At 46.9% G+C, this 21816-nt stretch carries 23 protein-coding genes; 5 read left to right on the forward strand and 18 right to left on the reverse strand.

The genetic code is table 11. The features are described from left to right. Window positions 1-2 precede the first annotated feature (2 nt). Window positions 3-944: a hypothetical protein gene (locus MKZ04_RS11100; protein WP_095290801.1), complete on the reverse strand. Its 942-nt coding sequence runs from the start codon at window positions 942-944 to the stop codon at window positions 3-5. Next, window positions 928-1533, reverse strand: coding sequence for an RNA 2',3'-cyclic phosphodiesterase (gene thpR, locus MKZ04_RS11105; RefSeq protein WP_075212772.1), 606 nt, complete (start codon window positions 1531-1533; stop codon window positions 928-930). The genes MKZ04_RS11100 and thpR overlap by 17 nt, the downstream gene beginning before the upstream one ends. 139 nt (window positions 1534-1672) lie before the next feature. Between thpR and cysK the strand changes: the two genes are divergently transcribed. Then, the gene (gene cysK / locus MKZ04_RS11110; RefSeq protein ID WP_075212773.1) at window positions 1673-2605 is read left to right on the forward strand and encodes a cysteine synthase A; all 933 of its coding nucleotides are present in this window, start codon (window positions 1673-1675) and stop codon (window positions 2603-2605) included. Between the two features lie 443 nt (window positions 2606-3048). On the opposite strand, the gene MKZ04_RS11115 is transcribed toward cysK, so the two are convergent. Continuing rightward, on the reverse strand, window positions 3049-3522 hold the full coding sequence (locus tag MKZ04_RS11115; protein WP_020452628.1) for a DUF2691 family protein: 474 nt from the start codon (window positions 3520-3522) through the stop codon (window positions 3049-3051). Window positions 3523-3538: 16 nt separating this feature from the next. Continuing rightward, on the reverse strand, window positions 3539-4930 hold the full coding sequence (pepV, locus tag MKZ04_RS11120) for a dipeptidase PepV (RefSeq protein WP_020452629.1): 1392 nt from the start codon (window positions 4928-4930) through the stop codon (window positions 3539-3541). A 107-nt stretch (window positions 4931-5037) separates the two neighbouring features. Here pepV and MKZ04_RS11125 point away from each other — a divergent pair, with 107 nt between their 5' ends. Beyond that, window positions 5038-6345: an NCS2 family permease gene (locus MKZ04_RS11125; RefSeq protein ID WP_065643622.1), complete on the forward strand. Its 1308-nt coding sequence runs from the start codon at window positions 5038-5040 to the stop codon at window positions 6343-6345. Between the two features lie 20 nt (window positions 6346-6365). Here the strand turns inward: MKZ04_RS11125 and MKZ04_RS11130 are convergent, their stop codons facing one another. Beyond that, window positions 6366-7526 (reverse strand): ABC transporter permease, encoded by a 1161-nt coding sequence (locus MKZ04_RS11130; protein ID WP_075212775.1) that lies wholly within the window; start codon window positions 7524-7526, stop codon window positions 6366-6368. Then, window positions 7523-8230, reverse strand: a complete 708-nt coding sequence (locus MKZ04_RS11135; protein ID WP_020452632.1) for an ABC transporter ATP-binding protein — start codon at window positions 8228-8230, stop codon at window positions 7523-7525. Before MKZ04_RS11135 ends, MKZ04_RS11130 begins: the two co-directional genes overlap by 4 nt. 271 nt (window positions 8231-8501) lie before the next feature. Between MKZ04_RS11135 and MKZ04_RS11140 the strand changes: the two genes are divergently transcribed. After that, window positions 8502-8723 carry a DeoR family transcriptional regulator gene (locus MKZ04_RS11140; protein ID WP_003184500.1) on the forward strand — a complete coding sequence of 74 codons (222 nt, stop codon included), beginning with the start codon at window positions 8502-8504 and terminating at the stop codon, window positions 8721-8723. A gap of 122 nt (window positions 8724-8845) precedes the next feature. Here the strand turns inward: MKZ04_RS11140 and MKZ04_RS11145 are convergent, their stop codons facing one another. Both MKZ04_RS11145 and MKZ04_RS11150 read right to left on the reverse strand, forming a co-directional pair. Next, window positions 8846-9568: a pseudouridine synthase gene (locus tag MKZ04_RS11145; RefSeq protein WP_341045911.1), complete on the reverse strand. Its 723-nt coding sequence runs from the start codon at window positions 9566-9568 to the stop codon at window positions 8846-8848. Between the two features lie 40 nt (window positions 9569-9608). Beyond that, window positions 9609-11237: a putative polysaccharide biosynthesis protein gene (locus MKZ04_RS11150; RefSeq protein ID WP_128823566.1), complete on the reverse strand. Its 1629-nt coding sequence runs from the start codon at window positions 11235-11237 to the stop codon at window positions 9609-9611. 234 nt (window positions 11238-11471) lie between these two features. Between MKZ04_RS11150 and MKZ04_RS11155 the strand changes: the two genes are divergently transcribed. Continuing rightward, entirely contained in the window at window positions 11472-12746 is a 1275-nt protein-coding gene (locus tag MKZ04_RS11155; RefSeq protein WP_105980032.1) for a BaiN/RdsA family NAD(P)/FAD-dependent oxidoreductase, read from the forward strand. Window positions 12747-12976: 230 nt separating this feature from the next. After that, window positions 12977-14512: a glycine betaine transporter OpuD gene (gene opuD / locus MKZ04_RS11160; RefSeq protein ID WP_341047130.1), complete on the forward strand. Its 1536-nt coding sequence runs from the start codon at window positions 12977-12979 to the stop codon at window positions 14510-14512. 34 nt (window positions 14513-14546) lie between these two features. On the opposite strand, the gene MKZ04_RS11165 is transcribed toward opuD, so the two are convergent. The 10 genes from MKZ04_RS11165 to MKZ04_RS11210 all read right to left on the reverse strand — a co-directional run bounded on the left by MKZ04_RS11165 (window position 14547) and on the right by MKZ04_RS11210 (window position 21603). Further along, a complete protein-coding gene (locus MKZ04_RS11165; RefSeq protein WP_003184510.1) occupies window positions 14547-14729 on the reverse strand; it encodes a sporulation protein Cse60 in 183 nt (60 codons plus the stop codon). A gap of 165 nt (window positions 14730-14894) precedes the next feature. After that, a complete protein-coding gene (locus MKZ04_RS11170) occupies window positions 14895-15209 on the reverse strand; it encodes a rhodanese-like domain-containing protein (RefSeq protein ID WP_020452637.1) in 315 nt (104 codons plus the stop codon). 82 nt (window positions 15210-15291) lie between these two features. Then, complete coding sequence (locus MKZ04_RS11175) at window positions 15292-15426, reverse strand: hypothetical protein (RefSeq protein ID WP_023855526.1); 135 nt, start codon at window positions 15424-15426, stop codon at window positions 15292-15294. Then, complete coding sequence (locus MKZ04_RS11180; RefSeq protein ID WP_023855527.1) at window positions 15423-16541, reverse strand: response regulator aspartate phosphatase; 1119 nt, start codon at window positions 16539-16541, stop codon at window positions 15423-15425. Before MKZ04_RS11180 ends, MKZ04_RS11175 begins: the two co-directional genes overlap by 4 nt. Window positions 16542-16645: 104 nt before the next feature. Next, complete coding sequence (locus MKZ04_RS11185; RefSeq protein WP_023855528.1) at window positions 16646-17005, reverse strand: DnaJ family domain-containing protein; 360 nt, start codon at window positions 17003-17005, stop codon at window positions 16646-16648. A 37-nt stretch (window positions 17006-17042) separates the two neighbouring features. After that, window positions 17043-17690 carry a YesL family protein gene (locus tag MKZ04_RS11190; RefSeq protein WP_023855529.1) on the reverse strand — a complete coding sequence of 216 codons (648 nt, stop codon included), beginning with the start codon at window positions 17688-17690 and terminating at the stop codon, window positions 17043-17045. Between the two features lie 13 nt (window positions 17691-17703). Next, window positions 17704-18981: a Gfo/Idh/MocA family oxidoreductase gene (locus tag MKZ04_RS11195; RefSeq protein ID WP_341045913.1), complete on the reverse strand. Its 1278-nt coding sequence runs from the start codon at window positions 18979-18981 to the stop codon at window positions 17704-17706. Window positions 18982-19002: 21 nt separating this feature from the next. Next, entirely contained in the window at window positions 19003-19491 is a 489-nt protein-coding gene (locus MKZ04_RS11200; protein WP_039072929.1) for a hypothetical protein, read from the reverse strand. Beyond that, on the reverse strand, window positions 19488-20609 hold the full coding sequence (locus tag MKZ04_RS11205) for a glycoside hydrolase family 88/105 protein (protein WP_341045916.1): 1122 nt from the start codon (window positions 20607-20609) through the stop codon (window positions 19488-19490). The genes MKZ04_RS11200 and MKZ04_RS11205 overlap by 4 nt, the downstream gene beginning before the upstream one ends. 28 nt (window positions 20610-20637) lie before the next feature. Beyond that, window positions 20638-21603: an ABC transporter permease gene (locus MKZ04_RS11210; protein WP_020452644.1), complete on the reverse strand. Its 966-nt coding sequence runs from the start codon at window positions 21601-21603 to the stop codon at window positions 20638-20640. Window positions 21604-21816: the final 213 nt, after the last annotated feature.

The raw sequence follows: 21816 nt of genomic DNA on the forward strand, positions 1-21816 counted from the left end.
GGTCAGCTCAGCCATTCCTGTCTCCGCATCGAGTCGGAGACGCCGTGCGACAACAGAATTTTCGCCGTTTTCAGCTGCTGGCTTTTAATCGGGGCGAAGTTCTTTTGCTGCTTCTCCAGCCACTCTTTCCAGTGTCTTTTGTCGCAAATGCTGATACCGTAAGGAGGTTCCGGATAATCGATATACGATGTCCGGCTGACAACGACTTTGCGCACAGGCAGTTCAATCCCCGATCCCTTTAACAAGCCGGAAAGAACCGTGCCTGTCCTGAGAAGCTCAACAGCCGGATTTAACAGTGACCGTTCCCTTCCCCTTACCGTTTTTTCTTTCCAAAAACGATCTTTGGAACCGATAAATGCGCTGTCCTTCTCGCCTTCGAGAAATGATATACAGTAGATCTCAAGAGGTGTGAGAATCAAGACGCTGAGCTCTACCGCAGCCTGATTCACCTGCAGCACCGGCCGATACATGATGAAATATGAATCCGGCAGCTGCTGTGCCAAAATGTGCAGGATTTTATCGCTTTTTATTTCCCGGGAAAGCCTGGATATGTCAGAGATTGTCGAGCTTGCCCATTTCAGCTGAAACTCGTACACGTATTCTTTGAAAAACGACACGAGTTCCTCCCCTGCCGCAGGAATTCTTGCAATCAAGCTTTCATCCGTTTCTCCATCCAGTCCGTTAAACCATTCATCGGCTTCTTTTCCTTTATTAATATCGGATGCTTCTTTTTTTCTCTTTAATGTAAATGTCTTCTTTCTTTTTCCGACCGTTTCATCATCGGCGGCTTCTTTATCGTAATGAAGGCTGTCTTTCTTTTTCTCAGCCATCTCTTTAATTGACTGCCAGCGCTGCTTTTTCAAGCGGATAAACTGGTTGATATAATGATAAGGATCCTGTTCATACCTTGAAATGCAGTCCTGTATTTTAATAATCTGTGCCATCTGCGTTCATCTCCGAATCCTGCTTTTCTGCAGCCGGCCGTTCACCGAAATGGAAAACGGCTTGATGCTCATATTTGGGAAGCCTGTCTAAATGAGTTTGAAAGATGGTGAAATGCCCGGCCGTAAAAGACACCGCGTCTTCAAGAGGCTCCAGGCGGCCGTTAAAAGAGGCCGATCCATTCCACTTTCTGGCGACCGTCATATGTGGATGAAAAGGCCGTTTTTCAATTTCAAATCCCGCCGCATCTGCAGCATGCTTCACCCGTTCCCTCACGTGAAAGAGAGCGTCTGAGTATTCCGGTTCCACATGAAGAATTCTCGGCTCCGACGGCTTGCCGAAGGTTCCGAAACGTTTCAAGGCAATCTGAAACGGAGCCGTCTCAGCGGAGATCAGCTTGAGGCTGTCAGCAAGCATAGCCAGCTGCTCTTCTTCAGCGGAGCCGAGGAACACGAGGGTGATGTGGTAGTCCAAAGGATGCACCCATCTATGAAAAGAAAATTCCGGACGGCTGCTGACTGTTCGATAAAGCGGCTCACTAAGCTCCGCCGGAATTGGAATTCCAATAAAGTAATGCGGTTTGACTGACATATGTATGGCTTCCTCCTCATTCGTCTTCTCTATATTTTAACAAAAAATATAAGGACTTATAACCTCTCTATTTTCCACTTTCCGAGGCCTTATGATAGGATAATGACAGAATCATGTTTTTTGGAAAGGGTGCACAGCCGTGAAAGCCGTTCACAATATTGCAGAATTAATCGGGGAAACGCCCCTTGTCAAGTTGAACCGCGTTCAGCCCGAAAACGCAGCCCAAGTTTATATCAAGCTTGAATCTTTTAATCCGAGCGGAAGCGTGAAAGACCGCGCGGCCTACCAAATGATTGTGGATGCCGAAGAAAAAGGCCTGCTGAAACCGGGTTCAACCATCATCGAACCGACGAGCGGAAACACCGGCATCGGCCTTGCGATGAACGCTGCGGCAAGAGGCTACAAAGCCATTCTTGTTATGCCTGATACGATGACAAAAGAGCGGATCAACCTTCTGAAAGCGTACGGAGCTGAGGTCGTCCTGACGCCGGGGGATGAAAGGATGCCGGGCAGCATCAAAAAAGCGCAGGAGCTTGCTCGGGAAATTCCGGGCAGCTTTATTCCGATGCAGTTTGATAATGAAGCCAATCCGGAGGCTCACCGGAGATCAACCGCTCTGGAAATTGCCCGGGCAATAGAAGAAATCGGCAAACCGCTTGCCGCATTTGTTGCAACAGCAGGAACAGGGGGAACGATTACCGGAACAGGCGAAAAGCTGAAAGCGTTATTTCCGGGGATAACCGTTCATGTGGCAGAACCTGCAGGGTCGCCTGTTTTATCCGGGGGCAAACCGGGAAAGCACAAGCTTGTCGGGACAAGTCCGGGATTTATTCCAAACATTTTAAACGAAAACGTCTATGACGAAATCTTAAAGATCAAGGACGAAGAAGCCTATGAGATGACGCGCAGATTGGCGCGGGAAGAAGGAATCCTTGTCGGCTCTTCTTCTGGGGCCGCTTGCTTCGCCGCTGTTGAAACAGCTAAGAAGCTCCCTCCCGACAAACTGGTCGTCTGTATGACAGCCGATACAGGAGAACGCTATTTATCAAGCGATTTATTTCAATTTGATTAAGAGAGAAAAGCCTGGTTTCTGTTGTGAAATCAGGCTCAGATTGTTGAAAAAATCCCAAAGCTAAGAGACGTTTTGGGATTTTTTCATCTTTTTAGCGTGAACCGCAACCCTTGCAGTCTAGGAAGGCCGAGCATTGGAGCTGGTTTTCACAGGATTGTGATGACGGCAGTGTTCAGGCAGGACGACGCCTGCTCCGTTAGCCGCCGTTTCTCTTTTGTTCGTGAGCACCGACTTAGCAGGCCTGACAACGAATGCGAGGGTCTGCCGACACGGAAAGAAGCGGATAAAACGCCCGTAACCGAAAAAGAACAAAAAATAAAATGAATAAAACCGTTTCCTCACATGCAAGCAATTCCTTTTCCTGCTTCAAAAAGCCCCTCTCCTGAAAACAGCAATGTTTAACAGCAAAAAAGCCGCTCTAGAGAGCGGCCGTCTTCGTTATGCTACACATGCATTCCTGTCCTGGCATCGTTGTGATCCGTTATATATTCAATCCGCTTGAAACCGCAGTCCTTTGCATTTTGATATAGAAGCTCCAGTTTTTTTTGATCTTTACAGTATATCGTGACAAAACTCGAATCGGCTGTAAGCACAATCAGTTCGCAGCTGCTTTTCATATATGATTCATATGTGCTGACATCTTCAGGATGGCCATCCTTCGGAAAAGCCTTCAGATCGGCGAAGATGAGATAGTACCTTGCGTCTTCCAGCCTTTTTTTAAATGCTTCTCCTGTCATCACCTGCGGATCTTGAGGAAAAAGATTTTCATCTGACAATTCACCGTTTTCCACGAGATAGCATTCGCCATCGGCAAGCAGCCAATTGAAATCGGCCGGTTCAACCGGCTTCAGCATATCGAGAAGAAAGCGCCCGTACCCGTTCGGGATTTCAAATAAAACGCCTCGCTTATGACTCATGTCATCACTCTCTTTGCTACTTCGCCAATTCATAAATGGCCTGTGCATATATCGATACAGCCTTCAGCAGATCATCAATTTCCATATACTCGTCTTTCTGATGGGCAACGTCGGGACGGCCTGGAAACAGCGGTCCAAATGCCACGCCGGCTTCCAGTGACCGTGCATATGTCGCCCCTCCGATCGAAATTAATTGTGCCGTTTCCCCTGTCTGCTCCTCATAGACCCGCTGCAGCGTTTGGATCAGCTTATGGTCTTTTGCTACATGATGGGGCTTGCTGTCTTTAAAGCTCACCAGCCGGGCGCCCTTTATTTGCGAAAGCCCGGATTTCACCCGATCGCTCTCTTCAGTCACAGGATAGCGGATGTTAATATGGGCTTCTCCGCCTTTTTCCTGTTCATACTGCAGCCGGCCGACATTCAACGTCAACTCTCCACTGATGTCATCGCGGCAGCCGATGCCGATTTTTTTCCCTCTCGTATCTCCGGCAAAAGCCCCGCTAACCGTTTGAACAAACTGGAGCCCGGCTCTGTCAAGGGATTGGGTATGTAAAAACTCGGACAAAATGAGGCCGGCATTGACACCGTTATTAGGCTCCATGGCGTGAGCTGATTTGCCGTACACGGTTAATGTCAGTCTGCCGTCTTCTTGAAAAATACGCCCTTCTGCACGCTTTTCTTTTACAAACCGGACAAATGACTCTTCAAAACCTGATGGGGCAGACCCCTCTAGGACGGCTTCGGCGTCATCAGGCACCATGTTCAGACGCCGGCCGGACCGGAAAGTCTCCAATGTTAAGTCCGCACCTGTTTCCGCTTGATCAGTTTCAATTTTTAAAGCCGCGTCAATCAGGCCTTTTTCCGCATAGATAATCGGAAAATCAGCATCAGGCGCAAAACCGGCCGAAGGCATCTCTTCGTGTTTAAAATAATGCTCCACACAGCGCCAGTCGCTTTCTTCATCAGTGCCGATAATCATTCTGATTCGCTTTGATAATGGGAGGCCGGAGTCTTTGACAATTTTTAATGCATGATACGCGGCCATTGTCGGCCCTTTATCATCAAGCGCTCCCCTTGCATAGATGCGGCCGTCTCTAATTTCTGCAGCAAACGGATCGCTCGTCCAGCCATCTCCGGGCGGAACGACATCAATATGGCAAAGCACGCCGATGATCTCCTCGCCTTTCCCCCATTCGATATGGCCTGCATACCCGTCAAGATTTTTGACCGTAAATCCGCTTTCTTCCCCTTTATTCAAAAGCGCTGTCAGGCATTCTTGAATTCCTTTTCCAAACGGCCGACCCGGACCCGCCGTCTCTTCATCAAGGACGCTGTTGATTTTTAAAAAACCTTGAATATCCTCTACGATCTCATTCCGTCTTTTTGACACTTCCTGTTCCCAGTTCATAATTTCGCCCCTTCTTTTTTTAGTTTAGCCAAAAACCCTTGCAAAAACACCCGATAACGAATAATATAGATATTGTTTTGCTATAATGTTCGTTATTGGAGGAAATGATGTTTAACATAAAAGAAAACCAAACCACAGTCAAAAAAGAAATCCTCGCCGGTATTACAACCTTCTTTACAATGGTTTATATCGTCGTGGTCAACCCTAGTATCCTATCCGGTACAGGCGTCCCGTTTGATCAAGTGTTCACTGCCACAATCATTGCTGCCGTCGTCGGAACGCTTTGGATGGCGCTTTCCGCCAACTTTCCGATCGCGATTGCACCCGGGATGGGGCTGAATGCGTATTTTGCAGTGTCAGTCGTCGGCTCGTCCAACGGCGAAATTTCTTACCAGACAGCGTTCAGCGCTGTTTTCGCGGCCGGTATCCTCTTTATTATCTTATCGCTAACACCTCTTAGAAAACAACTGATCGAAGCCATTCCGGCTAATCTAAAATACGGGATTACCGCCGGAATCGGCTTGTTTATCGCTTTTGTCGGTCTGAGAGGAGCCGGAATCATTACCGCCAATGAATCCAATTTGGTCGGACTCGGCAATCTGCACTCGCCCGGAGTGATCCTGGCACTAATCGGCTTGGCTTTCTCCGTCGTTTTGATGGTCATGAATGTGAACGGCGCTCTATTTTTCGGTATGATCTTAACCTGCCTGATCGCCTTTTTTACCGGCCAGCTTGAGTTTACCAAAGGGATTCTGTCAATGCCTCATCTGCCGGAAAAACTGATCGTCACAAACCCTTTCGCCGCTTTTGGAGATGTCGTCCACTACGGCCTTTATTCGGTTGTCTTCTCGTTCCTGCTCGTCACGATTTTTGATACGACAGGAACGATGATCGGTGTCGCCGAACAAGCCGGACTCATGAAAAACAACAAACTGCCGAATGCAAGAAAAGCCCTTCTTGCCGATTCGACAGCGACGACGATCGGCGCAATGTTCGGGACAAGCCCGACGACCGCTTATATCGAATCATCCGCAGGGGTGGCCGCAGGCGGAAGAACAGGGCTTACGTCTTTAACAGTCGCTGTGCTTTTCGGAGCGGCGCTGTTTTTCAGCCCGCTTGTGAGCGCGGTCTCCGGGATCTCGGCGATTACGTCGCCGGCATTGATCATTGTAGGAAGCATGATGATCGGCGCTGTCACCAACATTCGCTGGAAAGAGCTTGACGAAGCATTCCCGGCCTTTCTCGTCATTTTGACAATGCCGCTGACATCATCTATTGCGACAGGCATTTCCCTCGGGTTTATTTCTTATCCGATTGTCAAAGCCGCGAAAGGCAAATGGCGCGAAATTCATCCGCTTGTCTTCGTGTTTGCCGTTCTCTTTTTCATACACCTCTTCTTTTTGGAAGGGCATTAAACGACTGAACCCCGTCTTTTTTAAAAAGACGGGGTTTTCAGCATCAGGCTGAGCGCGATGACGAGGCAGCACCAGATTAACCCCGGATAGAAAAACCAGTCAATGGAATTCCGCCTGGCTTCATAAAAAGCGTCGCTTTCTTTGTCTGCCCCCAGCAAAAAAACGCGTTCCATCACCTTGTCAAAATGGACGGACAACAGACTTCGATAAGCGAAGGCAAAAACCAGGAGAGCGCCCGCTTTCATCCAGATCGGTCCAACCATGATCAGCGCCGTAAAAATGCCGATCATTTGCATAAGCTGTCTTTTATAGTCCGGATGGCGCAGCATCACTTTAAAAAAGATTTCCTTAAGGCCATTTTGCACTGTACGGGCTTTAAAGATGTTCCGAGATTTTTTAAAGAACAGCCGCGGCCTTTTTGCCCCTCGTTTCCCCTGCTTCGGCACGCTTCCATCCAGGTTCAGCGACAGGAAAAATTTTGCGAGTCTCAGCTTTCTTCTGTTATCAAATTCAACCTCTTCATAAAATAGATACATGTTGCCGAGAGTGCCGCAGGCGGTCTTCAGCGCGGCCGCAGACAGCACCATGCCGCTCAAGATTACAACCGGCCAGGAAAACAACAAAACAACTGCACAAGCCGACAGCCACACGAAAAAGATCAGTCCGGCGTTCAGCACCCGGTGTTTCAGCTTGTACTGCCATCCGATGTTCCGCCTCTTCAAGACGGTGATCAAGGAATTGAGACAGAAATAAAAAAAGAATACGGCGAGACAAGCGGGCAGTTCAATCCCAAATTGTCTGACGAACAGAGGAGTAAACACGGCCGCCGCCAACAGCCATTTGCAAAACTGGATAAACAGACAATATAAATAGCCGCACCTTTTCATGTCCAGCACGAGTGTCTTTTTTTGCAACAAATAAAGCTGATCAGCTTCCATTAAAAATGTCCTCACAGACCCAAACAGCGTAAAAACGGCCGGAGCAAGCACAATCAATCCGGCCTGCCATCCGTTATCAAACGACCCTCCATTCAGCCATTTGATATATTGATAAACGCCGATTCCAGCCGCAGGCAGTACAATATACAGCGCAACCGTCCAATCGATGACCAGTTTGATGATCCGGAGCTGATAAAGACAGTCCGCTTTCAGCCTGCTGATAAACAGAGCCCGGCCGCTCATGCGGGAGCACCTTTTACAGCAAAGTAAAAGCAGTCAAGCAGCGAGCCACCCGAAAGGCCGGTTTTCTCCTGCAGCTCTTCGAGCGTACCTTCCAGCATCAGACGGCCATTTGAAATCAGCAAAAAACGGTCACAGATCTTCTCGGCGGTATCCAGCACATGCGTACAAAGCAAAATACCCGCTCCCCGCTTCTGCTCTTCTTTCAGCATATCCAAAAAGAGGCGGCTTGCGATCGGATCGAGCCCAATAAACGGTTCATCGATAATATATAGATCAGGCTGCATGAGAAAAGCATGGATCAGCATCAGCTTTTGCTGCATCCCTTTCGAAAAGCTCCCCGGATAATCATGAAGCGCATGCTCCAGCGAGAATCGCTCGATGAGCCGATTCGCCCTCGGCAAAAACGAGGACTCGTCCTCCTGCAAAAACGTCCCTAAAGCCGTGATATGCTCCCATAAAGTCAATTCGTCGTAAAAACTGGGCTGTTCAGGTATGTATGCATAGTTTGACGTTTCAGCCCATTCAACCTGCCCGGCCATATGCCTTGTTAAACCGAGTATCGTTTTAATTGTCGTGCTTTTCCCCGCTCCATTCGGTCCGATTAATCCGACAAGCTCGCCTTCCCCCACAGTAAACGATATATTTTCGATCGCCGATTCCTTTTCTTCATAACCGGATTTTTCAATATGCACTTTTAATTTCATTATCTTTACCACCTCTCTTTTACTACGTATGAAGCTAGAAAAAGTTTAAAATTTTTTTGGCAAAAAAACGTGATCGTACTGCATGTTCTGCTCACGATTTTCATTTTTTCATTAATTTGGCTCCGGCTTTTTTCTGGATATTTGGCAAAGAGATCGTGTATAATATTTATTGATCATTTTCAAGAAATGGTCGCTAACCGTCCATGCTGCATTTTGGAGTCGTAAGTTGTGGTAGTCAAGTCCATTCGATCATACGATAGGGAGTGGTTGTTTGAAACCTTCAACAAACCGAATGCTAACCAGGATCAAATCAGTATACATGTTCATTCAAGAAAAAGGACTCGTTACAACCCAGGAACTGGTTGATGAATTTGGCACTACACCGAGAACAATCCAGCGTGATCTGAATGTGTTGGCATACAACGATCTAGTACACAGCCCCAGCAGAGGCAAATGGGAGACTACAAGAAAAAAAGTAAAAATCTCCTCATAGTAATATTCTGAAAAATTGAACTTTAGCGCTGAATATCATATAGGACAGCCATCAAACATAAAAAGCATCAAACCCGATGAAGTTTGATGCCCCATAAACCAGCTCTACAGGCACTCGACGAATCAGAGTGTCTTTTTGTTTTGCAATGCGGCAAGCTCGTGCTCAGAGAGCTCTCTGTATTCCCCCGGCAAAAGCTCTCCATCAAGATCGACATCCCCCATTTTCAGCCGCTTTAAATAGATGACGTCACGGCCGACCGCCTTCAGCATTCTTTTAACCTGATGAAATTTTCCTTCCGTTATTGTCAAAAGCAGACGTTCCACGCCGTTTTTGCTTGCCAAAAGCGACGCTTCAGCCGGTTTTGTGACAAATCCTTCACCGATATCGACCCCTTTTTCAAGCTGATCGAGAGCCGCCTGATCAATCGGCTTATCGACATGTACTTCATACGTTTTAGGCACGTGTTTTTTCGGCGATAAAAGCTGGTGTGCCAACTGGCCGTCATTCGTTAAAAGCAGCAGGCCCTCGGTATCCTTGTCAAGCCTTCCGACCGGAAACGGCTCAAACCTCAGCAGCTCCGGATCGAGCAAATCAACAACCGTTTCCTGGCGGCTGTCTTCTGTCGCTGACAGCACGCCTTGCGGCTTGTTCATCATCAAGTAAATAAATTCCTGATAAACGACGGATTCGCCGTAAACCGTGATGTCGTCTGATTCCGGGTCTACATGCTCTTTTGCGTCTTTGATCAGTTGATCATTCACGCGTACCGCCCCGTTTTTCAGCATTTTTTTGACTTCTTTTCTCGAACCGTAGCCGCTGTTTGACAACAGTTTATCCAATCTCATGAAGACACTCCCTTTTTTTACATAAAAAGAAAAGCCCTTTTTAGGAGGCCTTTCTTTTGAAAAAGCGATTCAACCGCTGACCGAACATTTTTTCGAGCAGTTTCACACGGTAAGCCAAGTACAGATAAACCGATCCGCCGACCGCGGTTGTGATGAAAATGACGACAGCAGATTTGATCTGCCCGCCTTCATATGAAATAAACAGACTGAGTAGCGCCTGAACAAGCAGCAACATGATGCCCATGACCGCCGTCAGGATCAGCATCAGCAAAAACCGTTTAAACAGTTTGCGATACGAATAGCCGGCATGACGTTTAATCATAATAAATCCGTACAGGAGTGACGCTGAATAGCCGAGCGCCGTTGCCAAAATCGATCCGCTTCCTTGAAACAGCTTGATGAGCGGAACGTTAAGCCCGATTTTGATTACAATCCCGATCATCAGGCTGACAACCGCAAATTTCTGCTTGTTCACCCCCTGCAAAATCGCAGCGTTGACGGTAAAGAGCGAGAATAACAGCGCCACGGGCGCGTACCAGAACAAAATATCTCGTCCCATTTCAGGGAGCAGACTTTCCGAGCCGTAAAAGAACGTGTAAACCGGACCCGATAAAAGAGCCATACCGACTGATGCAGGAAGAACGATAAAAAGAATGATCTGCATCGCCTGATCAATCTGTTTATTTAAAGCAGGGAAATCCTTGTTGGTAAAGTTTTCAGTCACCGCCGGGATCAATGTCAGGCCGAATGCCGTCGCGAGAGATACCGGTATCATCACAAGCTTTGGCACGTACAGCGTCACGATCGCCATCAAATCCTGGCTGATGTTTTGATAGCCGGCTGCAATCATCGCTTTATTAAACGTATTCGTATCAATGTACTGGTAAAGCGGTATCGCCAATCCGACAAAGATGTATGGGGCGGCATAGCTGAACAGCTCCTTAAACATCTGCCGGTACGTAATATTGGTGGAAGGAACCAGGTTCGGCTTCAGCGCCAAAAGCGCCCCTTTTCTTTTCTGCCAGGAAAAATAAAGCGTGAACAGCCCGGCGAATGCGCCGATCAAAGCCGCAAAAGTCGCATAGCCGACAGCTACGACAAGCCCTCCGTCTAATACTTTGATCACCAAATAAGTAGCCGTTAATAGAAAGACGATTCTGGCAATTTGTTCAACGACCTGTGAAACGGCTGTCGGCCCCATCATCTGGTGACCTTGGAAAAAGCCTCTGATCAGCGCCAGGATCGGCACAACAAGTAAAGCGAGACTGACCATGCGAATGACATACACGACATGTTCAATCGTCAGCCCGTTGTTTTCTGTTCCGCCGAGAGCCATCTCCGCAAAAAACGGGGCAGACAAATATAGAATGGAGAAAGCAATGATGCCTGTGACGAGCATCATCGACATTCCGGCGCGCAGCATCCTTCTCGTTGTTTCATAATCGCCCATCGAGTTATATTTTGAAACAAATTTGGACACGGCCGCCGGAAATCCCATGGTCGCAATGCTTAAAAAAATCGTATATTGATTATAACCGTACTGGAACAGGGCACCGCCGGTGGCACCGACCATGGCTCCGAACGGAATCAAGTAAATCATTCCGAGGATCCTTGAAATATAGGTACCAAGCGTTAATACAAAGGTGCCTCTTAACAGTTTGCTTGACATGTTCCCAATCACCATTTTTCTTCAATAGATTCAACTTTTCTATTTTAACATACAGGCGCATTACTCAGGTAATAATAACATGGCTAAATTTTAACATCCCCATGTTTTAACGTTTTTTCATCCAGCCGATCTTTCGTTATAATAAGAAGATGGAGCGCGGATATTATCTGATGAAATCCCTCCCGCCTGCACAGAATGCAGGCTCTACAAGACAGGAAAGTTGAGGATATTGGTATGAAGTATTTTGATGTCATCGTCATCGGCGGAGGCCCCTCCGGGCTGATGGCCGCCATCGCGGCCGGTGAACAGGGGGCGGACGTTCTTTTGATTGACAAAGGAAACAAACTCGGCCGCAAGCTGGCCATTTCGGGAGGCGGACGGTGCAATGTGACGAACCGCTTGCCGGTTGATGAGATCATCCGGCATATTCCCGGAAACGGACGCTTTTTGTACAGCGCTTTTTCTGAATTTAACAACGAGGACATCATCAAATTTTTTGAGCGCCTTGGCGTCAAGCTGAAAGAGGAAGATCACGGAAGAATGTTTCCTGTCTCCGACAAGGCGCAGAGCGTAGTGGATGCACTTTTAACAAGGCTTGAACAGCTTCATGTAAGCGTGCGGACAAACGAAAAAGTGAAAACAGTCCTATACAATGAAGAAAAAGCGTGCGGGATCGTGACAGGCAGCGGCGAAGAAATGGGAGCGGGCTCTGTCGTTATCGCTGTCGGCGGGAAAAGCGTCCCGCATACAGGATCGACCGGAGACGGCTATGAATGGGCGGAAAAAGCCGGCCATACGATTACGGAACTGTTCCCGACAGAAGTTCCGGTTACGTCTGACGAGCCTTTTATCAAGCAGAAAACATTGCAGGGCCTATCATTGAGAAACGTCGCTCTCAGCGTATTGAACAAAAAAGGAAAACCGGTCATCACCCACCAAATGGATATGATTTTTACCCATTTTGGACTTTCTGGGCCCGCTGTCCTCAGGTGCAGCCAATTTGTCGTTAAAGAGTTGAAAAAGCAGGAAAACGTCAGGCTGAAAATCGACTTGTTCCCTGATATTCATGAAGAACAGCTTTTTCAAAACATGCATAAAGAATTAAAGGACGCTCCGAAAAAATCACTCAAAAACATGCTGAAGCCTTGGATGCAGGAAAGGTATCTGCTGTTTCTTCTCGAGCGCAACAAGATTGATCCTTCTGAAACGTTTTCATCCCTTTCCAAAGACCGCTTCAGAGCTTTCGTCAAAGACTGTAAAGAGTTTACCGTCAACGTGAACGGCACTCTTTCGCTTGACAAAGCCTTTGTGACCGGCGGAGGGGTTTCCGTAAAAGAAATCGATCCTAAAAAAATGGCGTCCAAAAAAAAGGAGGGGCTTTATTTCTGCGGGGAAATCCTCGATATTCACGGCTATACGGGCGGGTACAATATCACATCCGCGCTTGTCACAGGCAGACTTGCAGGCATGAATGCAGGCGAATTTTCACTTTGCCGAAGAAAAAAATAAAATTGCTCCAAACCCTTGACAAATGTGGAATGGCAGAGTTTCAGCGCAGTGCTGAGACTTGTGCCTTTTTTGAAAAGTATGTTACGGTTAAAGAGTTTTGTTTCACCTGATTGTGGGGTAATAGGGGAAGCTAGGTCAAACTTCCTGAGAGAGAATGAATTTTATATGTGCAACTCATACTAAACATAATGATGGGAGTAAGGACGAAAAATGATTAGAGGGTGAGGATGATTTTGAAAAATATTTCAAGCGTTTTTTGGATTGTGATTGTTATCACAGCAGCAGCTGTATTATGGGGAATCGTTGCTCCTGATAACCTTCAGGCGTTAACGACTTCGATTCAAGGTTATGTTACGAACACACTAGGATGGTATTATTTATTGGTGGTTTCTCTGTTTGTCGCATTCAGCATCTTTTTGATCTTCAGTCCGATCGGAAAGATCAAATTAGGGAAACCTGAAGAAAAACCTGAATTCTCTCGATTATCTTGGTTTGCCATGCTTTTTAGCGCAGGTATGGGCATTGGTCTCGTATTTTATGGCGCGGCTGAACCGATCAGCCATTTTGCCATTAGCTCTCCATCAGGTGAAACAGAAACAGCCCAGGCCTTCAGAGATTCTCTGAGGTATACATTTTTCCACTGGGGATTGCATGCATGGGCGATCTATGCGATCGTTGCCCTTTGCATCGCGTACTTTCAATTCAGAAAAGACGCGCCTGGCTTGATCAGCGCGACGCTGTTTCCGGTCTTCGGCGACAAAGTCAACGGACCGCTTGGAAAAGGAATTGACTGCATCGCTGTCTTCGCAACCGTCGTCGGTGTAGCGACAAGCCTCGGAATCGGCGCCACACAGATCAACGGCGGACTCCATTATCTATTCGGAGTGCCGAACAGCTTTCAAGTGCAGCTGGCAATTATTGCAGTCGTCACTGTTCTGTTCTTAATTTCCGCATGGAGCGGAATCGGAAAAGGCATTAAGTACTTGAGCAATACGAACATGGTGCTGGCCGGCATCCTGATGATCTTTATGCTGTTCGTCGGACCGACAGTGTTGATTATGAACTCGTTTACGGACACGATCGGAACGTATATCTCCAACGTGGTGCAAATGAGCTTCCGCCTTGCGCCTAATGATCCGGACAGCCGTGAATGGATCAATTCATGGACGATTTTCTACTGGTCTTGGTGGATCTCCTGGTCGCCGTTTGTCGGTATTTTCATCGCCCGCGTATCAAGGGGGCGCACAATCAGGGAATTTTTGATTGCCGTATTGTTTGCGCCTACTGTGCTGGCGTTTCTATGGTTTTCAATTTTCGGGGTTTCAGCGATGGATCTTCAGCAAAAAGGGATTTTCAACGTTGCAAAACTGTCTACAGACACGATGCTGTTTGGCGTGTTTGACCACTATCCGCTGGCGATGATTACATCTATCGTTGCCTTGGTGCTCATTGCCGTATTCTTTATCACTTCCGCAGACTCGGCAACATTTGTTCTCGGAATGCAAACGACTTACGGTTCACTGAATCCTGCGAATTCGGTCAAGGTATCATGGGGTATCATTCAGTCAGCAATGGCTGCGGCGCTTCTGTATTCAGGCGGACTATCGGCGCTGCAAAACACCGCCATCCTGGCCGCACTGCCGTTCTCAGTCGTCGTGATTTTCATGCTTGTATCGTTGTATAAATCTCTGTCACAAGAGCGGAAAGAAATTAAACAGGCTGAGAAATTCCAGAAGCCAAGAAGCCCGAGGGTGAAAAAAGCATAAACGAAAACAGCTCTTCCTTTGAAGAGCTGTTTTTTTATGTCCTGTATAAAATTAACGCAGAAAAACAGTAAAGCTGTTCGCCTTGAGGATCGCATGCGGCTGATACGTCATATTTTATATCGACCAGCTGGTCTTCCGACAGCTTTTTTAAGAATTCATTGATCTCATGCTGCAAATCTTTTTCGTGTTCTTCATCAAATACGGCTACCTTCAGCATACGCTCTCTCCTTTCTATAATGAAAGGTATTCGCACACAGCCGAAGTTATGCTTAAAATCCTGATCGAAAGAACCTTGAAGGTCGCCGGCAGGAGGCTCCGAGCGTTTCCTGACATGTGATAAATAAAAAACTTCTTATCTGTACAGATAAGAAGCCGGACCCGCTTATTTTGTTTTCGGCTTTGTGTTTCCGGTCCATTCGAGCATGCCGCCGACCATATTGGTGACATCAAAGCCTTTATCCTGCAAATAGAGGCAGACATTTTCGCTGCGCTTGCCTGATCGGCAGACAAAAATATAAGGCTGCTCCTTTTGGAAGACATCGAGTTTTTCAGGAATATCCCCCATTTTAATGTGAACGGCTTCAGGGATCATTCCTTCAGCCACTTCTTCATCTTCTCTGACGTCAATAATGTTCAGCGTTTCTCCTTTTGCAAGCCTGTCTTTCAGCTCATCAGCCGAAATCTCTTTTATCGTCATCGTTACTGCTCCCTTCAATTGCCTTTAGGTGAGACTATTATAGCAAAAGTCGGGAGGCAATTTCTATTTCAGCAGGTTTTCTCTATCGTCCACTGTCAGGAAACACTGATTTCCCCAATGTCTGGAACGATCCGTCCTGTGCTGCAGAATCGGCTGTGAAGCTTCCCCCTATCAGACAAACAAGCATGACGGTGAAAAAACAAATGGATTTTTTCATATGAGCCCCTCCTTCATTTTATATATTTGATTCTTGGCATGCTGCGATTTTTCCAGGTAAAGCGCGCTTTTTTCATAGTCGCCGGACTTCATGTAGTAATCGGCTATATCTTTTGTCAGTTCGGCAACATGAGGCCATAGCCGTTTATCGCTCATGTATTCAAGCGAAAGTTCAATATCGAGCGGATGGCCCGCATCATACAGGGCGAAAATCAGCCTGAATTTCGCCGCGTATTCATCCTCCCCTTGTTCCGCCGCTCTGGTAAATCCCTCTTTGCAGAGACGTCTCGCTTCTTCGGGAGAACCGTTTTTGTACATGAGGTGGGACAGCTCAAAAAGGGTGTTAATGCCAAAGACCGATTGCTCATGGACACCGATTGAAAGAGCTTTTCTAAAGTGCTCCTCCGCCAAAAGCGGCATGCTGCATTTGGCGTAGTTCAGACCCATATTATGATAGATCAGCCCGATGATTCGCCGGTTTTGGAGGGAAACGGCCTGATCAAGCGCCCGGCCGTAGTGTTCCTCGGCTTGTTTGATGCGGAACAGTTCAAACTGAACCGACCCGAGAATCATTTCGCACCCGATCGTTTTGTCTATGTATTCTTTATGCTTGCTGAAAAGTGAGAGCGCTTTTTCGGAGTAGTTCAACGATCTGAAATGATCATCTATTTGGTAGTAGGCAGTCGCGAGCTTATAGTAAAATTCCGCTTTTTCAATTTCATCGGTCAGTTTATGCAGCTTCATTTCCGCTTTTTTGTAACAGCTGATCGCCTCAAGATAGTTTTTCTCATAAAACTCATACATGCCTGAAAAAAAGAAAAAATAGTACTGAATGATGTCATCCGCGTTCTTAACCGTTTCCTTCTGCCTTTTAATCTTCCGGAAGAGCTCGGCTGATTCTGCAAACTGCTCCATCATCAATTTGCAGCGGTAGTCCAAAAGCTGAAAATAGAGCTCCAAATCTCTGTTTTTCTCCATTTTAGAGAGCAGGTTTCGGATCTCGTATCTCAAAGATACAGCCTGGAGCGCTTCATGGCGCTTGATCATGGTGTACCACTGATTCAAGAGCCCGGCCGCTTTTTCGTATGCCGCTTTCGCTTCCACTTCTTCATTCATCCTTTCTTCTTTTTAAAAACACAAAAATTACATTTATTAACTTTATTTTACAGAAAATAATTGTTATTGGCAATTATTTTTATGAATAAGTGCAAGGAGTGGCATCAGCTCCAATATTTGAGCTGGCTTTCGAGGTTTTTGGCTGAAACAAGGCCTTTTTGGAATTGGTTCGGACAGGTGAGGTTGTATTTTTTAATTTTTAGGTTGATGGCATCGATCAGCGCTTCGCGCTGATTCGATTTGATCGCTTTTTCAATCTCTTGTTTAATTTCCTTTTGCAGCTTCAGCCACTCCGGCAGATAACGGGCGTTTTTAAGAGTTGACGAAAGCGCATCCCCTTCGAGCGCCTCTTTGCTGAGCGGTCTTCCAAAACCGGGGAGGGACTTGAAGTCGTCTTTCTTTTCGCTTTCCTTTACAGCTTGATCAATCCAGTGAAGATATCGTTTTTCAAATTCTTCACTCATGTGGGCCATCTCCTCTCATCACACCTGAAGCAAAGGTTCAGGTGTGTCTTGTCGTTACGACAGTTCCCCTCTGTTCTACGGCCTCCGCTTTTTTCAATACTTGATATGCCAGCCACATGACCGCATAGCTGAGCAGGCTGACGCTGAAAAAAGGAACAATTCCGGGCAGAAAGGCAAAAGCGATATAAAGCACGGCAGCAACCGCCATCATTGTTAATGTATACTGTAAATACGATATGCCCAGAATCAGCGAAAACTTAAAATACATCCGCTTCTTCCAATCGAAATGGGCGAGCAGCGGGAACATATAAAACAGCATAATTAAAAACAAAAACCCAAAAATCATAATGACGAACCGGAGAACGTGCAATAGGAAATGCTCCGGATAAATAAAAGCAAGGTCAACATAAATGATGATGCCAACTGCCGCCAGAATAAGACCGATGACGTTGGAACGAAAAAACTCGCCGCGGTACGCCTGCCAAAACGTTTTACATATCGGAATATCGGTTTTGCCCATAATCCATTTTCTCATTACGGAAAACAATGCAGTCGTCGCCGGCATAAACCCGAAGACGCCAAGGCCGAGCAGCGTAAAAACAAACCACAGCAGATTGGCGTAAAAAAACTTCAGCACCCATTCACAAAAACTCAGCACCCTTCCCATGGAGACGCTTTGTTCCACGAATTCCCCCCCTTTATGTATATTGCCGGGTATACAGAAGTTCACTGATTCCTATCGGCTTTTTTTCTTTGATGGAGCGCCATATTGCCTCGCCGGCTGCAATTGAATAGGCGCCTGCTTCGGCACCGGCCAGAATGTCGTAATTCCTCAACGGGTCTCCTCCGCCAAACAGCTCTTCCAAAAGCAGCGGATCTCCTCCGCCATGCCCGCCGGGCTGCCTGACGACGCGAATCGTTTCTTTCGATTCAAACAGCGGATAATAATCGATGGTCTGTTCGGGAACTTCAAATGGAACCCTTGCCGGTGCATGATATTCCTGCGTTTCAAGCCTTCCCTTTGTCCCGTTGATTGCAAGCCGGTAGCCTTCATACGGGGCTGAAAAATGGACGGAGTAATTCAGCAGCGCCCCTTTGTCGTATTTCAAAACGGCTGCATACGTGTCCTCGATATCGATTTCTTCATCGAAAATACACGCGTCAGGCCTGTAATCGGTATAGAGCAGCTGCTGGCTTTCGTTGGTCTTGACATGATCGTCCTGCGGGTCGCCTGCCTGCCACCTCATATAATAGCGGCAATTCTTCTTGACATGGCATGTTCCGCAATAGCGTTTTTCCCCTTTTTTAGGATTCATTTCGCCGCCGGGTCCGTAGTAGTACAGGCCTCCATAGGCAAAAACCTCGCGAGGCGTTTGAGCAAGCCACCAATTGACAAGGTCGAAATGATGGGTTGACTTATGGACGGAAAGCCCGCCGGAATATGCTCTCATCCTGTTCCAGCGTTTAAAATAGCTTGCGCCGTGATACGTATCGATGTACCAGTTCAAGTCAACCGACGTAATCGTGCCGAGCTTTCCTTCAAGTATCAGCTCTTTGATCTTGCGGTGGTACGGATTGCAGCGGTAATTAAACGTAACGGTCACTTTTCCTTTGCTCGCGGCTTCGGCTTTTAATACGGCTGCCGCATCCCGTGCCGTTGTCACCATCGGCTTTTCAGTGACCACATCGATATTCGCCTGTAAAGCGCCCAATATATAGCGGACATGCGTATCATCACGGCCTGCTACAATAATGGCGTCCGGCTTGATTTTATCAAGCATTTCGGTAAACGCTTTCTCCTTGAAAAACGGGACAGGACGAAGCGCCGGAAACCTGTCTTTGCAGACTTCTTCCCTTAGCGGATCGCTGTCCAGGAGCGCGGCGATGCGGTGTTCTTCCCCGTATTTTCCCACTAGAGGCTCGATAAACATGTTAAAAGCGCGGCCGCTCAGACCGCATATCGCATATGTTTTCATCGGTTCCTCCCCCTTTCATTTTCAGCGAAGCGCTTCGATGAGTTCCATCGCTTCAGGGGTTTTCTTCGCATAGACCGGTATGAAAGCTGCCATGTCTGTATTCAGCTGAAACGTATAGCCGTTCAAACGTTTTTCTCCTTTTTCAATGACAGCCGCATACAGCTGTACGTCCCCGTTTTTGCCCGGAGCGCTGTATGGCTCTTTTTCTTTCGAAGCAACTTTCAATGGCTGAAGTCCTTCAGGATCGTAAAAAGGTTTAAACATGTCTTCTGGAACGATAAACAGATCTCCTTCTTTCGCCGCAATTTCAACTAGAAGTTTTTCCGGTGCAGCCGGGAAAACGGTGATGTTGAGCTGTTCTTTCCCGGCTGCGCGCTGGACGTTTTCCTTTATTTCAGCCGGTGCATCCGAAAAGATCAATACGTCTGTTCCCCGGCCCCCATCCTGTCCGCATGAGGAAAAAAGAAGCACTGCTGCAAATAGAAGGACGGAGAAAGCGAAGTTCTTCACTTCGCTGCCTCGCGGGAAAAGCGGCCGGTCTTTTCAAGTTCTACAAGAGCCATGATCAATGCGCCGACACCGTGAAGATCGTTGGTGCTTTTTTCCCGCCCGACATAATAATCGTATGTCCCTGCAGAAGTTCCGACGCAAATATCTTTTAAAAGCAAGCCTTCTTTTGCGCTCAGCTCGATTTTCTCTTCGACGAGTCCTTTGAAAGCCTTTGCGGCTCTATCAATATATGATGAATCGATATAGCCCATGCGAGCTCCTTTCGTCATCGCGTACATATATAAACACGAGCAGGAGCTTTCAAGCCAATTGTCCGGAAGTCCGCCTTTATCGACAACCTGGTGCCATAACCCTGTGCGTTCATCTTGAAAATTGGCAATGCTTTTGACCATCTCTTGAAGCACCCGGGTCCACTCCTGTCTCGTGTCATGCCCCTGCGGGAGCAGTTCGATCATATCGCTCAGTGCAAGCGCGTACCAGCCGATTGACCTTCCCCAAAATTCGGGAGAACAGCCTGAAACGGGGTCGGCCCAGGGCATTTCCCTCTTTTCATCCCACGCATGATAATACAATCCCGTCCGGCAGTCTTTCGTATGTTTTCTCATCAGTTTTTCTTCGAGGATGACCATATCGTACAGTTCAGGCTCATTGAACGCTCTTGCATACTTAAGTGCGAAAGGCCCTCCCATGTACAACCCGTCAAGCCACATTTGGTAAGGATATTTATCTTTATGCCAAAACCCGCCTTCTTCTGTTTGATTCAGCGTATCAAAAAGGCCCTTCAGCTTTTTGGCGGCTTTACGGTAGCGTTCATCGCCCGTTTCATCATACAAAGGATAAAGGATAAGTCCGGCTTGTATGGCGTCCAGTTCATCCCTCCTGAAATAAAAATTCCCGCAGCCGTCAATGAGCTCATTGGCGTATTCTTTTACATAGTTGAAATATGCTTCTTTCCCCGTTTCTTCCCAGAGGCGAATCAAGCCGCACAGAAATACACCCTGATGGTAGTGCCAGCGTCCGGCCGGCGGCAGCTCCTTTGGTATATACGCTTTCATTATTGTTTTGGCCGCTTCTTCGGCAATGTAAAGAGGCGTTTTTGTGATGAGAGATTGATTCATGTCATTCAATTCCTTTCATCAAAAAATATTAATATATTCCTTCTTCTCCAAACTTCTTCGCCATCCTGTTTGCAAATATGACAAGAATGAGACCGACAGCTGCTTTAAATAAACCGACGGCTGTACTGTAGCTGAACTGCCCCTGCTTTAATCCGGCCGTGTATACATACGTATCAAAGATCTCGGCCACTTCGCGGTTCGTTGCATTTAAAAGCAGATACACATGCTCAAAGCCGAGTTCGAGCGTATCGCCGATTTTCAAAATAAGCAAAACAACGATGACGCTTCTGATCGCAGGTAGTGTGACATGCCACATCCTCCTCAGGCGATTGGCCCCGTCCATTTTCGCCGCTTCGTAAAGCTGCGGATCGACAGCGGTAATCGCCGCCAAATAAATGATCGTCGACCAGCCGGCTTCCCTCCAGATGACCTGGAGAATGTACATCGGCCTGAACCAGCTTTCATTCAGCAAAAAGTTGATCTTTTCTCCGCCGAAGTAGGCGATGATCTCATTGATCAATCCTCCGTCAACCGTCAACAGAACGAATGAAAGCGATACCACAATGACCCATGACATAAAATGCGGAATATAGATCAGCGTCTGGACAAACTTTTTGAACAATGCGACTCTGACTTCATTCAATAAAAGCGCCAAAATAATCGGTATCGGAAAGAATACAACAAGGTTGAGGAAAAACAAAATCAATGTATTCTTCAGAAGCATAAAAAACGTCGGTTCGGTGAACAGCCTTTCAAAATGCTTAAAACCCACCCATTCGCTCCCCGTTATGCCGAGAAACGGCTGGTAATCCTGAAACGCTATGACAATCCCCCACATCGGCACATACTTAAAAAGCAAAAAATAAATCAGTCCCGGCAGAATCATCAAATATAAATATTTTTGCTGGAGAAGCTTTTCCCAAAAACGCGTCTTTCGTTTTTTTTCAACAATATGGGCCGGATTTTTTCCGGTCTGGACATCGGCTGCTTTCATAAACGGCCTCCCTTCGTGATGTTTGCTTTCACTTTATCCCACCATGAAAAAATAAATCTACAATCATATCATCACATCGGCCGCACCTCGCCCGACAGCCGGCAAAACCTAATAAAATGAAACGATGGTTAGAAAATGATTATTGACAAATTCACACAAAAGTCGGATTAATTATATATGAACAACTCAAACGAAGATTTGTTGGGGGGGAAT

The organism is Bacillus sp. FSL W7-1354 (assembly GCF_038002405.1).
Lineage (GTDB): Bacteria > Bacillota > Bacilli > Bacillales > Bacillaceae > Bacillus > Bacillus paralicheniformis.

Coding starts and splice junctions, on each gene's coding strand:
- MKZ04_RS11100 (WP_095290801.1), bottom strand. CDS start 944: ATGGCACAGATTATTAAAATACAGGACTGCATTTCAAGGTATGAACAG.
- thpR (WP_075212772.1), bottom strand. CDS start 1,533: ATGTCAGTCAAACCGCATTACTTTATTGGAATTCCAATTCCGGCGGAG.
- MKZ04_RS11115 (WP_020452628.1), bottom strand. CDS start 3,522: ATGAGTCATAAGCGAGGCGTTTTATTTGAAATCCCGAACGGGTACGGG.
- pepV (WP_020452629.1), bottom strand. CDS start 4,930: ATGAACTGGGAACAGGAAGTGTCAAAAAGACGGAATGAGATCGTAGAG.
- MKZ04_RS11125 (WP_065643622.1), top strand. CDS start 5,038: ATGTTTAACATAAAAGAAAACCAAACCACAGTCAAAAAAGAAATCCTC.
- MKZ04_RS11130 (WP_075212775.1), bottom strand. CDS start 7,526: ATGAGCGGCCGGGCTCTGTTTATCAGCAGGCTGAAAGCGGACTGTCTT.
- MKZ04_RS11135 (WP_020452632.1), bottom strand. CDS start 8,230: ATGAAATTAAAAGTGCATATTGAAAAATCCGGTTATGAAGAAAAGGAA.
- MKZ04_RS11145 (WP_341045911.1), bottom strand. CDS start 9,568: ATGAGATTGGATAAACTGTTGTCAAACAGCGGCTACGGTTCGAGAAAA.
- MKZ04_RS11150 (WP_128823566.1), bottom strand. CDS start 11,237: ATGTCAAGCAAACTGTTAAGAGGCACCTTTGTATTAACGCTTGGTACC.
- MKZ04_RS11155 (WP_105980032.1), top strand. CDS start 11,472: ATGAAGTATTTTGATGTCATCGTCATCGGCGGAGGCCCCTCCGGGCTG.
- MKZ04_RS11165 (WP_003184510.1), bottom strand. CDS start 14,729: ATGCTGAAGGTAGCCGTATTTGATGAAGAACACGAAAAAGATTTGCAG.
- MKZ04_RS11170 (WP_020452637.1), bottom strand. CDS start 15,209: ATGACGATAAAAGAGATTTCGGCTGATGAGCTGAAAGACAGGCTTGCA.
- MKZ04_RS11175 (WP_023855526.1), bottom strand. CDS start 15,426: ATGAAAAAATCCATTTGTTTTTTCACCGTCATGCTTGTTTGTCTGATA.
- MKZ04_RS11180 (WP_023855527.1), bottom strand. CDS start 16,541: ATGAATGAAGAAGTGGAAGCGAAAGCGGCATACGAAAAAGCGGCCGGG.
- MKZ04_RS11185 (WP_023855528.1), bottom strand. CDS start 17,005: ATGAGTGAAGAATTTGAAAAACGATATCTTCACTGGATTGATCAAGCT.
- MKZ04_RS11195 (WP_341045913.1), bottom strand. CDS start 18,981: ATGAAAACATATGCGATATGCGGTCTGAGCGGCCGCGCTTTTAACATG.
- MKZ04_RS11205 (WP_341045916.1), bottom strand. CDS start 20,609: ATGAATCAATCTCTCATCACAAAAACGCCTCTTTACATTGCCGAAGAA.
- MKZ04_RS11210 (WP_020452644.1), bottom strand. CDS start 21,603: ATGAAAGCAGCCGATGTCCAGACCGGAAAAAATCCGGCCCATATTGTT.